The sequence below is a fragment of the Bacillus sp. TL12 genome, from assembly GCF_022625245.1.
Classification (GTDB): Bacteria; Bacillota; Bacilli; order Bacillales; family Bacillaceae_G; genus Bacillus_A.
The window spans coordinates 63,221-77,101 of sequence record NZ_JAJJBY010000017.1 but is presented as its reverse complement, the minus strand read 5'-3'; the positions used below and the strand labels follow the sequence as shown (position 1 = coordinate 77,101).

Sequence of the window (13,881 nt, the reverse complement as noted above, 5' to 3'; positions counted from 1 at the left end):
CTGCCAAGTTAATGAGCAAGTGGTTATTGTATTTCTAAGAATAAAATTAAACAATTTTATTATCTCTACACACTTTGTATGGATTTAAAATAAAGTCGCGATGTTTATAAAAAAGTTGCGAAGCTTCGCCCCTTTGGATATGGTTATCTAAAGGGGTGTTTTTGTGTCGAAAAGAAAAAGAACATCTAAAATCGATAAGTGGATTAAAGAGGGGCGAGAAACTGGGAATTGCTAACTACGATGCTGTTATATCTGGAGCGGATAAACTAGTTGACAAAGGGATTGCAGATAAAGATAGAGTAGGGGTTATGGGATGGAGCAACGGGGGATATATATCAGCTTTCTGTTCTACATTTAGTAGTAGATTCAAAGCTATTTCAGTTGGAGGTGGAATTACTAATTGGAGTACCCATTATGTAAATACAGATATACCTTACTTTATTAGGATGTATTTAGGAAATAATCCATGGAATGATCCAGAGATATATACTAAAACATCACCAATGACATATATTGGATCAGCCCGTACTCCCACTTTAATCCAACATGGCGAAAAGGATGCAAGAGTTCCAACTCCAAATGCATATGAGCTATATCAAGGATTAAGGGATATGGAAGTTGATACAGAGTTAATTATATTTAAAGGGATGGCATATAGTTCTGACCAGCCAGGAATTAATGTGGCTATTATGAAGCAGAATTTGATGTGGTTTTCACACTATATTCTTGGAGAAAGTATGAAAGATTTTAGGGTTTTATAATGGATATCCTCACAGGATACATAAGGATGAAACAGTCTTCATAAGGAAGCTTTTTTTCTTATTTAGCCTGTGATTGTTGCTCTATGATTTCCATGTGAATTTCCACTGTATAATACTCTAGCAACTACATTGACTTACAATTGTATAGCAACGTTATGGTATTAAGCTCCCTTTACCTTTATAGGTGTACGGAAACGATTCGTGTAAAAGCTGCAATAGGATAAAAATGTGGATCAGATATGGAAATTTCCAAATCTAATGCTAAAAATTGCGTGGAATCAGCCTATGTTTACCGATCATGGCACATTTATTATTGGTTTTAGCATTGCCAAACATCATTTGGCAGTTGCACCTGAAAAGGTAGGGATTGATCATTTTTCTGATGAAATTGTGCAGGCTGGCTATGATCACACCAAGCAGTTGGTACGTATCAAATGGGATAGTCCGGTTGATTTCTCATTACTTGAGAAAATGATTGAGTTTAATATTTTGGATAAGGCAGACTGTTCAACTTTTTGGTGGAAATAAAAAATCGGATTATTAAGGATGAACTGAACCCCGAATAGGTCCACTTTTTTAGTGTCCACTATTCGGGGGTTGGTATTTCAGTAGGATTATTGGTGATAACTCAAAAATTTGCATATGGAATGTTAGAATTACAAACTCCAATCTATTTCATTTTTTCAGTTGGTTTGTATATTTTTGCTTTGTATCATTATTATAAAAGTCATGTTAAAAAACTTCAGGCACCAATAAAGGAATCAAAATCACTGAAAGGAAAGAGCGGTTTTAGGGTAGTGGCTTTTGTAGGATTAGGTCAACTCATTGCTAATATCAGTCTTGGTTTTGCAACACAACAGATGGTAGCAATTGTATTAATGTGTGTATACTCAATGCTTTCGTTTATTTTGTATCATTTCATTATGGAGCTTCATAGGTATTATTATTTACGGAAGCATATAGAAGGTGAGGGGAAAATACATACAACCTATTAAAGAGACTCTATTGCATGTTAAGTATATAATTGCATTCCTCTTATAGTCATTAAAGGCTAGGGAAAATAGAAGTTGTTGTAAGCAGGTGAAGTATACAATGCCACTTAATACATACTTTTAAATCCTCCAATTTTCACTTTAGATAGTGAACTATATTCAAAAATCAACTATCGGGGAGCTTTAGTTGAATAAAAATAATTAAACTTTATTCGAAACCTACATAATAATGTAGCTTTGAAATAAAGTCACGGTGTTGTCCTCCTTTAGATATGATTATCTAAAGGAGGATTTGTTATGTTCAAAAGAAAAAACAGTTGAAGGTGAATGAAAGGAGGTTATGATACAGGAACAGGCTATTGGTATATGAAGTGCATAGAATCAGAAACATTTTTAAGTTTTGTTAGGGTTATCTAAAGTTATTACTACATTTCCTTTTTTGTGCCCTTTCTCTACATATTTATGAGCTTCAGGAAGTTGTTCTAGTGGATAACGTCTATCGATGACGGATGTTATTTTCTCTGCCTCGATAAGCTCTTTGAGGAAAAGTAAATCTTCAGTACGTACTTTTGCTATCATTCCTTCGACTGACACGTATGTCCCGTTCGAAGTGAGTGCTTTCTTGCAATTAGATTTGGTGTTTTTCCCGACTGCATCAAAGATAATCTCATAGCGTTCTTCTCTTTCTGTAAAATCTTCTTTCGTGTAATCAATTACGTTATCAGCCCCTAAAGATTTTACTAACTCTAAATTTGTAGTACTACAGACCCCGGTAACTTCTGCCCCAAAGTATTTGGCAAGCTGTACCGCGGAAGTTCCTACGGCTCCAGAAGCTCCATAGATAAGAACTTTTTGCCCACTTTGGATAGTTGCTTTTCTAAGAAAATGTAATGCTGAAGTTCCACCAAAAAGAACAGCAGCGGCTTCCTCATAATTCATGTTTTCCGGTTTCATTGCTAACAATCCATCTTCAGGTATACATGTGTACTCAGCGTAAGCCCCAACACTCATTCCCGTTAATGCAAAAATTTGATCACCTTTCTTGAATTGTGTTACATTTTCACCTATCGTTTCAATTTCTCCTGCCAATTCTACCCCCAATATAGGTTTTCTCGGCTTTCTAAGACCTAGGATGATTCGCATAGGAATCCAGTACAAAATAGGACTATTGAAACCTCGAATTCTACAGTCTCCAGATGTTACTGTTGTCGCGTGAATTTTTACTAGGACTTCATTATCTTTGGGAATAGGTTTTTCGACCTCTTTGAGTTGAAGAACATCAGGTGGTCCGTATTTTGTGCATACAATTGCTTTCATAGCGAGCCTCCTTTAATCATTTTAATCCCATGATATTTTCTCTATTTTAAAAAAATGCTCTTTTCTATTGTTCTTTTATAGAGTTTATTTCACTTTAGTGGATATATGATGTGATAGATTTAGAACTTGCATGTTGACATAAAAATCATTCAGGAATATAATTTTTATTAATTTAAAAATTCAATAAATAAATTCACTTATCAAGAGAGACTGAGGGACAGGCCCTATGACGTCCGGCAACCTCCGAAATTCGGAACGGTGCCACTTCCTGCAGAATGGATTCATTCTGAGAGATAAGCCATCATATAATTTTTATGGACGAAGCCTCTTTCAGATGAAAGAGGCTTTTTTATGTTGTAAAGGAGGGGGAGTATAAAATTTAATAGTTTTTTGAATGGATATAACTGTTTCCAAGCATTTTTAATGCTATATTGCACGGAAAAATAATTAGAAGAGGTTGGATTATTATGGAATATACAAATGAAGATAGTCAAACAAAGCTGCAAAGAACGATGAAGAGTAGACATTTATTTATGCTTTCATTAGGGGGAGTAGTTGGGACAGGGCTCTTTCTAAGTTCGGGATACACGATTAATCAAGCAGGTCCAATCGGAACAATGATTGCATATTTAATTGGTGGTTTGATTATGTATTTGGTGATGTTATGCCTTGGAGAGTTAGCGGTTTCAATGCCAGTTACTGGAGCTTTTCATACATACGCAACGAAATATATAGGACCTGGGACTGGCTTTACGATTGCTTGGATGTATTGGCTTACTTGGACTGTTGCATTAGGTTCGGAATTTACGGCTTCAGGTCTACTTATGCAAAGGTGGTTTCCCGATACTTCGGTTTGGATGTGGAGTGCAATATTTGCTGCGACCATTTTCCTTTCCAATGCTTTTTCAGCAAAATTCTTTGCAGAATCAGAGTTTTGGTTTTCCAGTATTAAAGTAGCCACCATATTATTATTTATTATTTTAGGTGTGGGAGCTATGTTTGGTATTCTTTCTATGAAAGATGTATCTTCAGCACCTATGCTATCAAACTTTATTGGGGAAGATGGGCCTTTTCCAAATGGTTTTTTTCCAATTTTCATGACTATGCTTTCAGTAAGTTTTACTTTTTCAGGAACAGAATTGATTGGTATTGCGGCTGGAGAGAGTATAGACCCAGAGAAAAATGTACCGCGGGCAATCAAAAATACTGTTTGGAGACTCTTTATCTTTTTTATTGGTACAATCTTTGTTCTTTCAGGGTTAATTCCTTGGAGAGAAGCTGGAGTAATTGAAAGTCCGTTCGTTGTAGTCTTTGATAGGATTGGTGTACCGTATGCCGCAGATATTATGAATTTTGTTATTTTGACGGCATTACTTTCAGCTGCGAACTCAGGGTTGTATGCCTCATCTCGTATGCTATGGTCCCTTTCAAAAGAGAAGATGATCAATCCTTCTTTTGCAAAATTAACATCAAAAGGAATTCCTCTTCATGCTTTAATTTTTAGCATGATCGGTGGATGTTTATCTCTTCTTTCTAGTATAGTTGCACCTGATACTGTGTATATCGTTCTTGTATCTATTTCGGGTTTTGCGGTGGTCGTTGTTTGGATGGGAATTGCAGCTTCACAGTTTATGTTTCGGAGACGTTTCTTAGAACAAGGTAATTATGTAGAGGATTTGAAATATAGAACCCCTCTTTATCCAATCGTTCCTATTGCGGCTTTTCTATTATGTTTTGCATCTTGCATTGGTATAGCTTTTGATCCTAATCAAAGGATAGCTCTTTATTGTGGTATTCTATTTTTAGCTTTATGTTATTTTACATATTACTTAAAAAGTAATAGAAATCGCCCGCGGGCAATAAAAAAATTGAATGATGCAAGATAATGGACTCTTTTTGGTTAAAGCTCTTTGGATTTTAAAATCATTATGAAAAGGCGTGTGATTCCTATGAATAATTATCGTAACGTAAATCCGATAGAAAATATTTTAAGAGAATTTCCATTGATGATACTAGATGGTGCAATGGCTACGGAGCTTGAGCGTCATGGCTATGATTTGAATGATAATCTTTGGTCCGCGAAAGTTCTTATAGAAAATCCAGAGAGTATAAAACAAATACATATGGATTACTTTAGAGCAGGTGCGGATTGTGCGATTACTGCCAGTTATCAAACGACTGCCGAGGGTTTTATCAAAAGGGGATTGAGTGAGGCAGAAGCATTCCAGCTTATCAAAAAATCTGTTCAGATAGCTACAGAAGCTAGAGATGAATTTTGGTCAGACAGTAGCAATCATTTTAACCGCCCAAAACCTTTGGTTGCAGCATCAATTGGGCCATATGGTGCCTTTCTAGCTGACGGCTCGGAGTATCGAGGGGATTATAATGTAACGGAAGATGAATTAATGGATTTTCATAGAGAGCGTATGGAAATCCTTATTCATGCCGGGGCAGATGTCCTTGCTTGTGAAACGATACCGTGTTTAATAGAAGCTAAGGCAATTGCTAGATTATTAGAAGGGTTTTCGGGAACTTATGCGTGGATTAGTTTCAGTGCAAAGGATGAACTGCATATTTGTAGTGGAGAATTAATTACAGATTGTGCAAAATGGTTGGATAAGAGTGAACAAGTAGCAGCAGTGGGAATAAACTGCACACAACCTCGATATATTCCTTCTCTTATAAAAGAAATACGTCACCAAACTAACAAACCAATTGTTGTGTATCCCAATTTAGGTGAAGAGTATGATCCGAAAACTAAGACCTGGCATGGAGCACCAGTTCAAGAGGACTATGGGACTAGTGCTCAAATTTGGTATGAATGTGGAGCGCAATTAATTGGTGGATGTTGCAGGACGAAACCTGAAGATATAAAAAGAATTGTAGGTTGGGCACGAGAAAAATTATAAAACATGTGGATGAAAAAGAAGATCGTAAAACCTGTCCTTAAAAAGAGTGGATTTTACGATCTTTATTTTTAATATTTTAGGTTAATGCATCTGTGTAATCCCCTGCATAATCCCACCTATACTCATTAAAGCAGTTGTAATGATAAATAACACAATCACAAGTACCATAACTTTCTTCTTATGTAATTCCGTTAAAATATATAACCCAATACCTAAAACGATATAGTACCAAATGGCGAATACATCTATCCTTTGCGCCATAGCATGTAAGATGAGGTTATCGGTTAATAAGGGTGCTAAACTCGTATAGGAAATTTGATAATTTCCTAGTAAAATAGCGATGGTTCCATTCAATAACATCCCAAGTTTCATAATGAATACGGAATAGAGCGTAACGCAAAGTAATTCTTTATAAGTCGTGTCGACTCCAAAAAAGATCATGATGTTTTTATAGAAGATAGGGGCGAAAAACACGGATATAATGCCGCTAACTGCAGTAAAGCCGAAAGTGGTTAAGAAAGTAATATGAGTAGGGATTTGAAAAGCAGAATTACTATTCATTTGTTTTATTGCGGGATTATTTAGTGTGACATATGAGAAAAGAGCACTTGTAATAATTGTTAAAAGTAGGATTATGAATAACGGTACTATAATTGGCTTGTGAGTACGCATTCTTTGGAATTGTAGTGCGGGTGATGTAATCATGCTGAATAAAGATGGTTTTTTCATTAAACCATTTTTAAAAGCTGTATTTGTTTCCATATGTATGCTGTCTCCCTTTATGAATTTATTTCCAATTTTATCATAAAGATATTTTATATTCCCATTTTTACCTCATTACCCCTTATTTGGTATACTAAAAGGAAAGACACAATAAAAGGAGACATTGCCTTTGATTAAATTTATAGTTTTAGCCATTCTCACATTGTTTTTGATTCCATGGACAAGGAGCGGTAAGCCACTTCGTACAGTGGATAAAGAAGGATCTGAGAAAGTTGTAAAGAAAAAGGCGGCAACGACTTTAGTTATTCCGATTCTACTTTGGATTGGTATTGCAATCTATGAATATCTTTGGTTAATTGATGACCGCGTGGATTCGATTCTTACGCATTATTCTGTTGTAATTGCAGTATTAATTGGAGTAGTCCTGGTTTCTCAGGAGAGAAAAGGGAGATTAGAAGTTAAGTTGAAAGCGGCAGTAATGTTTGCTTTACTTGTATCTTACGGCTATTTTGGTTACTTGCATGATATAGTAATCTCGCAAAATAAATATGATTCAGTTGTAAAAGTAGAAAAAGATATTTCAGAGCCATTTACTGAAAATGACCAACCGTTTACTGTTCCTCCGAAAACCGCAGAAAATAAGATGAAAAAGGTATTTGGGGATATTCCAAAAGTCGCGTATTTTGAATTAGGGGAACTTACACCACAAATGGTGAATGGAGAAGCGTTATATGTAGCTCCAATCGAGGTTTCTGGATTCTTTAAGGCGCGTAAGGCAGAAGCAATTCCAGGTTATGTGACGATGTCAGGTACAAACCCTGATGCGGAGGCAAAATTACATCTTGGTTATAAAATGAAATACGTACCAAGTATGTTTTTCGGTAATAAATTGGAACGTGTTGTTCGAAAAGCAGAAGCAAGCCTTATCTTTAAAGGAAAACCGAAGTTTGAAGTAGATGATAAAGGCAAACCATACTATACAATGACATATGGTGAATTTATTTCAGGTCGATCTGGATTTGAAGTACAAGGTGTTGTAGTTGTAGACGCGCAAACAGGTGATGTAAAAAGATATGATAAAGGGCAAGCACCTAAGTTTATTGATGGTGTCTTAAATCATGAAACAGCAGCAATGCTAAATACGTATTTCGGTAAGTTCATACATGGTTTTTGGAACACGAAGTTTTCTCAAAGTGATGTAAAGATTCCAACTGAATGGGGAACGAAGGAAGGGGTTACACCAATATTCGGGAAGGATAGAAAACTGTATTACTTTACAGATTTCACTTCTCCAAAAGAGGGTGTCGATTCCGCTTTAGGTTACTCCTTAGTGGATGCACGTACAGGAAAGCTTTATTACTATAATGGAAAAGAAATAAAAGGAATTATGGATGGTTCAGCTGCTACAGAAGTGGTGGATAATTCCTTCAAGAGGGAGAAATGGCATGGAACAATGCCTGTAATTTATAATGTATATGGTAAACCGTCTTGGATTGTACCTGTTATTGATGACGGAGGGTTAGTACGTGCTCATACCGTGATCTATGCTTCAAACGCAAAAGTATCTGCGACAGGTTCAACGCAAAAAGAAGCGCTTGAAAAATATAAAAGTGTGCTAACAGGAAGTGGTGATTCATTCCGTCCAACTTCTAGTGGAAAAGAAGCACAAAAAGAAGGTGTTGTACAACGTGTTTATAAAGAGAAATCTGGAGAAAATACAATTGTCTTTGTACTACTAGAAAATGAGCAAAAAGTATTTATGATTTCTGCAAAAGATTTCCCATATGCTATGTTTACAGAAGTTGGAGATCCAATTCAAATCACATATTTAGACACAGGAGAAACGATGTCTTCTGTATCTAAATTTACAAATGGCAACTTGAAAAAGTAAAGCGATAGAGATTCTATCGCTTTTCTCTTTTCGTTGCATAGGAAAGTACGATATACTTGACGTATATTTAATGTTGTAACTATAATTGTTACGATTTGAAGTTTATATTAGAAAGGGTGAATGATGGAAGTGAATGAAGTTAATCACGATGTATATAAACCTGTAAAAGCAAACAGGTTATGGATGATTCTTGTATTAGGGACACTTACAGCAATTGGACCATTGTCCATTGATATGTATTTACCGTCTTTACCAAAGCTAACGGATGATTTACAAACGAATGCTTCTCTCGCTCAGCTTACTTTAACAGCTTGTTTACTAGGGCTTTCGGTTGGACAATTATTTGTTGGGTCAATTAGTGATATTTATGGACGGCGCAAACCGCTTATTATTGCTCTTATTATTTATGTTGCATCTTCTTTACTTTGTGCTGTTGCACCATCTATTTGGAGTTTAGTGTTATTACGTTTCTTACAAGGAGCTTCAGGTTCAGCTGGGATTGTTATATCTCGTGCGATGGTACGTGATATGTACTCAGGCTCTGAGATGACGAAGTTTTTCTCACTACTTATGCTAGTAAATGGAGCAGCACCGATTTTGGCTCCAATTATTGGAGGACAGTTATTGCAGTTTACATCATGGCGTGGAGTCTTTATCGTTCTTGGAGCGATAAGTGTATTTATGTTAATATCCGCTACTTTTGTATTAAGGGAGACATTACCTCTTGAAGAGAGGGAGACAGGCGGTTTAACAGGAACATTATCAACATATGGAAAGTTATTAAAAGACCGTTTATTTATGGGATATGCTTTGTCCCAAGGTTTAGTGTCAGCGGCGATGTTTGCTTATATTTCGGGATCACCGTTTGTGTTGCAAAATATATACGGAGCAACACCACAAGCATTTAGTTTATTCTTTGCCATTAATGGTATTGGTATTATTATTGCCAGCCAAATTACCGGGCGTTTAGCAGGGAAGTTGAGTGAGAAAACATTGTTTGTAGCAGGTATTGGTATTGCTGCATTTGGTGGTATTTCCTTACTTCTTACGATTGTATTAGAAATCGGACTAATTGGTGTTTTATGCTCATTATTTCTTGTTGTGTCAAGTGTTGGGGTGGTATCGACAACAGGTTTTTCACTCGCGATGAGAAACCAAAAACAAGCTGCTGGTACAGCTTCTGCTTTACTTGGATTGTTACAGTTTATTTCTGGAGCACTTGTTGCACCTTTAGTGGGGATTGGAGGTAGTAATACTGCACTTCCTATGGGTATTGTAATTGCTCTTTGTGAAGTGGGCGCAGTTTTATGTTATATCTTTATGGCAAATCGTAGTGAAAAGCAGCTAGTACTTCAAGAAAAGCAAAATATAAATGCATAAAGAATGCTGAAAAAGAGCTGATTCAAAATTTGTTTTGGATCAGCTTTTTATGTGTGCTTACATTTATATAAGATGTAAGGAAGGAGTTATGGAGATCCCGGTCGTATAAAGTGACGATACTGTGACAAAAATGGTGGTGTGTGTATAAAAATAGGATCATAAGTGCAAAGTTTGAATGGTTCTCGTTATAATAGCAAGAGGAGACAAGTAGTAAACGTAGATAAAAGGAGAGTAACAAATGAAGAAAGTATGGGGTATTGCCTTGCTTGGAAGTATGCTTCTTCTAGCAGGATGTAATGGAAACAAGGATGTAAAAGAATCAAAAGAAAAAGTAGAGCAGTCAACTGCTCAGTCAGAAGAGATGAAAGCATATCGTGATGTGCATAAGAAGTACGATGAAAAAATGAACAAAGAACTAAATGAATCCCTGAAGTTATGGGAAGAAGCAAAAGAAAAAGGTGGGAAAGCTTTAGTTCATCCGAAGTTTAAAGAAGATGTACAAAAAGTAACAGCAAGTATGCTAGAAGATATTGATCATGTTCGTAAAGAAATTCGTGTTCCGGAATCAAAAGAAGAAGAACATAAGCTATATATTGGCTTCTTAGATGAAACAGAACAAGCAATAAAAAAATTAGAGAAATTAGCAAAAGAAGAAGATTCATCATTAATTCGTGATATAGAGGTTCATTTCTCGACAGCTTCAACATACTATAAACGTTTTCTGAAAGAATTTCAAAAATAACCTTGCGATGCGCAAGGTTATTTTTAGAATGTTGGGAAACCAGAACTGGAAGACTCTTGTTTTTTGGCGTTTTTTATCGATTGGTCGATATCCCTTGTCGAATCTCCGGTATATTTATATATTGTGAGAAACGGTCGATATATTTGAAAAACCGCTGATAAAATTTCATTGACCATTTTACAACAAAAGATTCTCGGGATTTCACTATGTTTCTTCTTTTATTTTTTCTTTTTCCCATCCCCGTCTTCATCTTCAGCTACTAAAACATTCTGCTCCTCGTGAAATTCTGAAATTGTTTGACCGGTAATATTATCGAATGGGGTATAGAAAGAGGTTATATTTTTCTTCTTAATAAACAATTTATAGAAGCCAATTATTACTAAGATAACAATTGTTAACGGTAATCCTATAACGGCCATAAGTAAAGGATTCATGGTAAATCTCCTTTCTACAAATTCCAATTATATTCTTGTTTGCAAAAGTAATCTGTATGTGGTCTAGAATATTCTATTGATTCTAAACGTAGTTTACAATATATTGTTAAAAAGTAAAAAATAAAGAAGTAGGCAAATCGCCTACTTCTTTATTTTATTTCCTTCTTATACTCTTTCTTCGTTCCATCTGAGAAAACAACTTCTAATTCGAACTTCTGATAGTCTTTATCAAGTTGGAATACATCGACAACTTGATCGATTACTTCTTGATCTGGAGTATCTTTATCGAATTTTAATTTTTGAAGAAGAGGGCCTAGTTTTGTTGCAGCTTCATCACCTGTTAATTTTGCATCTGTTTTATGATCTTCAATTTTAGCTTCCATTTGTTTTTCGTTTGCTTTATTTTTGTAGTCTGCGTCATAATCTTTTTTCGTATCTTGATAGTCAGTATCTAAACTGAATTCATTAAAATTAAGCTTTAAATCTTGCGTTGCTTCCTGCTTTGTTTCTTCAGTTGTTTTCTTGTTCTCAGATGCTGCGTTGTCCTGAGTATTTGCGTTACACGCTGTCATTACGGGTACAAGCATAAGAGTTAAAAGAATTGAAAGTAGAATTCTCATTATATATTCCTCCTTATTGTATCTTTCCTTCTATATAAGTTTTTCCCATTTTTATGTAATTATGTATGTATTTGAGATAAATTATTTCCCGTGACGTATGTGGCGAATGGTTATTTTACGATAGTATTTGATGGTGGGAATTTAAATAAGAATATTATTTCTCTATTATTTATAATTGTCATCAAACAAATTGTAGCTTTGATTGTTGGGGGGTATCATGTGTATCAAAAGGAAAGAGATATGTGGAAAAAGAAGCCGAAAAAAGGGCATCCTCTTGAAGGATGCCCTTTTTTCTTGAAATTGAAGCTTTCGTTAAAATGAAATGTTACAAGAGTAGTTTACTTCTCAACTTTTGCCCATTTGAAGTTAAGTGGCCCCGCAAAATCAACTTCAACTATGCCTTTGACATAAGAACGCTCTAAGTATGTTGTTCCATTTTGATAAAGAGGAGAGATAACGGCATCTTTAAATAAGATTTTTTCTGCTTGTTTTAAAGCTTCCCAACGAGCTTTTTCATCACCTGCTAAGTCAGTTTTTACTTTTTGGATTAGATCATCAAATTCTTTGTTAGAATAGTGATCTAAGTTGTATGAGTTATCAGTTGTAAATAACTCTAAGAATGTAATTGGATCGGCAAAATCCGGGCTCCATCCGTCAATAGCAATCTCATAATTTCCTTGTAGTAATAATGTGACTTGTTGTTTACGTGGTTGAGGCTTAACATTTACTGTTAATCCTTCTAAATTTTTCTCTAGTTGTTCTTTTAAATATTCACCTGTTTTTCTAGGTAGATCGCCATCACTTGTTAATAATTCAATTGAAATTTTATCAGATCCTAATTCTTGTTTTGCTTGTTTCCAAAACTGTTGCGCTTCTTTTGTGTTTTCTTTTGTTAAATTACCATTCTCTTCGCGGAAGTCTTTTCCATTTGGCCCTTTGGCGAAATTTTTTGGCACTAGAGAATAGGAGGGTAGAGAGCCATCATTTAAAAGCACATTTACAAATGCTTTCTTATCTATCGATTTATCGATTGCTTGACGAACATTTATATTTTGTAACGTTTTATTTTTCTGGTTCATACGTACAAATTGTACCCCAACATCTGGTCGTTCTTTAAAGTTACTATCTTTGCGATATTTATCAACAAGATCAGATGTTAAAGTAAGTCGATCAATTTGTTTTGATTCATATAAATTAACAGCTGTTGAATGATCCTTGACGACATTAAAATTAATTTCTTCAAGTTTCACATTATCCTTATCCCAATAGTTGGTATTCTTCTTGAACTTAAAGCTTTGTTCATGTTTCCAATCACTTAATGTAAAGGCACCATTATAAAGAATCGTGTTATCTTCTAAAGCATATTTATCACCTTGTGATTTGAAGAATGCTTCATTAATTGGTAAGAATGTTGGAAATGCCGTTAAACTAATAAAGTAGGGAACAGGGCGCTCTAATTCAACTTCAAAGGTGTGGTCATCGATTGCTTTTACACCGAGCTGGTCAGCCAGAAGTTCTTTATTATTAATCTTTTTCGCATTTTTTATATCAAAGAATAGAAATGCGTATTCAGAAGCAGTCGCTGGATCAACGGCACGTTGCCAAGCAAAGACAAAATCTTTTGGTGTCACAGGAGTACCGTTTGACCATTTTGAATCTCGTAAATGGAACGTATATTTTGTTTTATCAGGATTAACCTCATGAGACTTTGCTACACCAGGAATAGGCTTGTTTCCTTCACCTAGGTTATATAAACCTTCAAATACGTTTCTCATTACTTGGCCAGAGTCAGTATCTGTGGCGCGAGCAGTATCCATTGTACGGATTTCTGTACCAGTGGCCAAGTTCAATACTTGTTTATCAGGGGCTTTATCCTTTGCTTTTGCTCCACTTGCTTCGTCTTTATAGCTACCGCAACCTGTTAATAAAAGACTTGCTCCTAAAACAGATGCGACAGCAGGTACAAATTTCTTTTTCATGTCAAATTCCTCCCTAAATTGTTTGGTTATTAGTTGATGAACAATTTGTGAGGGAAAGAAAAACTCCCTCTTTTCACATAGAGAAAGAGGGAGTTTTGTTTACAAGGCATGCACCATGTATATAAACGAAGTC

10 protein-coding genes, 3 pseudogenes and 1 riboswitch are annotated in these 13,881 nt (G+C 35.4%); of the genes and pseudogenes, 8 read left to right on the top strand and 5 right to left on the bottom strand.

The genetic code is table 11. From position 1 onward, the window contains the following. Positions 1 to 218: 218 nt before the first annotated feature. From LOK41_RS16730 to LOK41_RS16720, 3 pseudogenes are all read left to right on the top strand, one after another. Positions 219 to 761: pseudogene (locus tag LOK41_RS16730) on the top strand (alpha/beta hydrolase family protein); the annotation flags it as partial. Positions 762 to 1,004: 243 nt separating this feature from the next. Further along, positions 1,005 to 1,289, top strand: a pseudogene (locus tag LOK41_RS16725) (iron chaperone); the annotation flags it as partial. A 65-nt stretch (positions 1,290 to 1,354) separates the two neighbouring features. Beyond that, positions 1,355 to 1,756 (top strand): annotated as a pseudogene (locus LOK41_RS16720) (hypothetical protein); the annotation flags it as partial. A gap of 390 nt (positions 1,757 to 2,146) precedes the next feature. Here LOK41_RS16720 and LOK41_RS16715 read toward each other — a convergent pair. Further along, positions 2,147 to 3,070: an NAD(P)-dependent alcohol dehydrogenase gene (locus tag LOK41_RS16715; protein ID WP_241817495.1), complete on the bottom strand. Its 924-nt coding sequence runs from the start codon at positions 3,068 to 3,070 to the stop codon at positions 2,147 to 2,149. Between the two features lie 194 nt (positions 3,071 to 3,264). Further along, a riboswitch (SAM riboswitch) is annotated at positions 3,265 to 3,370 on the top strand. Positions 3,371 to 3,537: 167 nt separating this feature from the next. Here LOK41_RS16715 and LOK41_RS16710 point away from each other — a divergent pair. After that, positions 3,538 to 4,956, top strand: coding sequence for an amino acid permease (locus LOK41_RS16710; RefSeq protein ID WP_241817494.1), 1,419 nt, complete (start codon positions 3,538 to 3,540; stop codon positions 4,954 to 4,956). Between the two features lie 63 nt (positions 4,957 to 5,019). Next, positions 5,020 to 5,979, top strand: a complete 960-nt coding sequence (gene mmuM / locus LOK41_RS16705; RefSeq protein ID WP_174102584.1) for a homocysteine S-methyltransferase — start codon at positions 5,020 to 5,022, stop codon at positions 5,977 to 5,979. An 81-nt stretch (positions 5,980 to 6,060) separates the two neighbouring features. On the opposite strand, the gene yknW is transcribed toward mmuM, so the two are convergent. Beyond that, a complete protein-coding gene (gene yknW / locus LOK41_RS16700) occupies positions 6,061 to 6,741 on the bottom strand; it encodes a YknW family membrane protein (RefSeq protein ID WP_241817493.1) in 681 nt (226 codons plus the stop codon). A 133-nt stretch (positions 6,742 to 6,874) separates the two neighbouring features. Between yknW and LOK41_RS16695 the strand changes: the two genes are divergently transcribed. The 3 genes from LOK41_RS16695 (at position 6,875) to LOK41_RS16685 (ending at position 10,715) form a co-directional block, all read left to right on the top strand. Continuing rightward, positions 6,875 to 8,593, top strand: a complete 1,719-nt coding sequence (locus tag LOK41_RS16695; RefSeq protein WP_241817514.1) for a DUF3981 domain-containing protein — start codon at positions 6,875 to 6,877, stop codon at positions 8,591 to 8,593. Between the two features lie 120 nt (positions 8,594 to 8,713). Further along, a complete protein-coding gene (locus LOK41_RS16690; protein ID WP_241817492.1) occupies positions 8,714 to 9,973 on the top strand; it encodes a multidrug effflux MFS transporter in 1,260 nt (419 codons plus the stop codon). A gap of 238 nt (positions 9,974 to 10,211) precedes the next feature. Then, entirely contained in the window at positions 10,212 to 10,715 is a 504-nt protein-coding gene (locus LOK41_RS16685; protein ID WP_241817491.1) for a hypothetical protein, read from the top strand. Positions 10,716 to 10,933: 218 nt separating this feature from the next. Here the strand turns inward: LOK41_RS16685 and LOK41_RS16680 are convergent, their stop codons facing one another. From LOK41_RS16680 to LOK41_RS16670, 3 genes are all read right to left on the bottom strand, one after another. Next, positions 10,934 to 11,149 (bottom strand): DUF3951 domain-containing protein, encoded by a 216-nt coding sequence (locus LOK41_RS16680; RefSeq protein ID WP_241817490.1) that lies wholly within the window; start codon positions 11,147 to 11,149, stop codon positions 10,934 to 10,936. A gap of 149 nt (positions 11,150 to 11,298) precedes the next feature. Beyond that, positions 11,299 to 11,769 carry a YusW family protein gene (locus LOK41_RS16675; RefSeq protein WP_174102589.1) on the bottom strand — a complete coding sequence of 157 codons (471 nt, stop codon included), beginning with the start codon at positions 11,767 to 11,769 and terminating at the stop codon, positions 11,299 to 11,301. 338 nt (positions 11,770 to 12,107) lie between these two features. After that, positions 12,108 to 13,748 carry a peptide ABC transporter substrate-binding protein gene (locus LOK41_RS16670; RefSeq protein WP_241817489.1) on the bottom strand — a complete coding sequence of 547 codons (1,641 nt, stop codon included), beginning with the start codon at positions 13,746 to 13,748 and terminating at the stop codon, positions 12,108 to 12,110. Between the last annotated feature and the right edge of the window lie 133 nt (positions 13,749 to 13,881).

Bases quoted from the DNA above. Each gene is read 5' to 3' on its own strand.
- LOK41_RS16715 (WP_241817495.1), bottom strand. From the start codon at position 3,070: ATGAAAGCAATTGTATGCACAAAATACGGACCACCTGATGTTCTTCAA.
- LOK41_RS16710 (WP_241817494.1), top strand. From the start codon at position 3,538: ATGGAATATACAAATGAAGATAGTCAAACAAAGCTGCAAAGAACGATG.
- mmuM (WP_174102584.1), top strand. From the start codon at position 5,020: ATGAATAATTATCGTAACGTAAATCCGATAGAAAATATTTTAAGAGAA.
- yknW (WP_241817493.1), bottom strand. From the start codon at position 6,741: ATGGAAACAAATACAGCTTTTAAAAATGGTTTAATGAAAAAACCATCT.
- LOK41_RS16690 (WP_241817492.1), top strand. From the start codon at position 8,714: ATGATGGAAGTGAATGAAGTTAATCACGATGTATATAAACCTGTAAAA.
- LOK41_RS16685 (WP_241817491.1), top strand. From the start codon at position 10,212: ATGAAGAAAGTATGGGGTATTGCCTTGCTTGGAAGTATGCTTCTTCTA.
- LOK41_RS16680 (WP_241817490.1), bottom strand. From the start codon at position 11,149: ATGAATCCTTTACTTATGGCCGTTATAGGATTACCGTTAACAATTGTT.
- LOK41_RS16675 (WP_174102589.1), bottom strand. From the start codon at position 11,769: ATGAGAATTCTACTTTCAATTCTTTTAACTCTTATGCTTGTACCCGTA.
- LOK41_RS16670 (WP_241817489.1), bottom strand. From the start codon at position 13,748: ATGAAAAAGAAATTTGTACCTGCTGTCGCATCTGTTTTAGGAGCAAGT.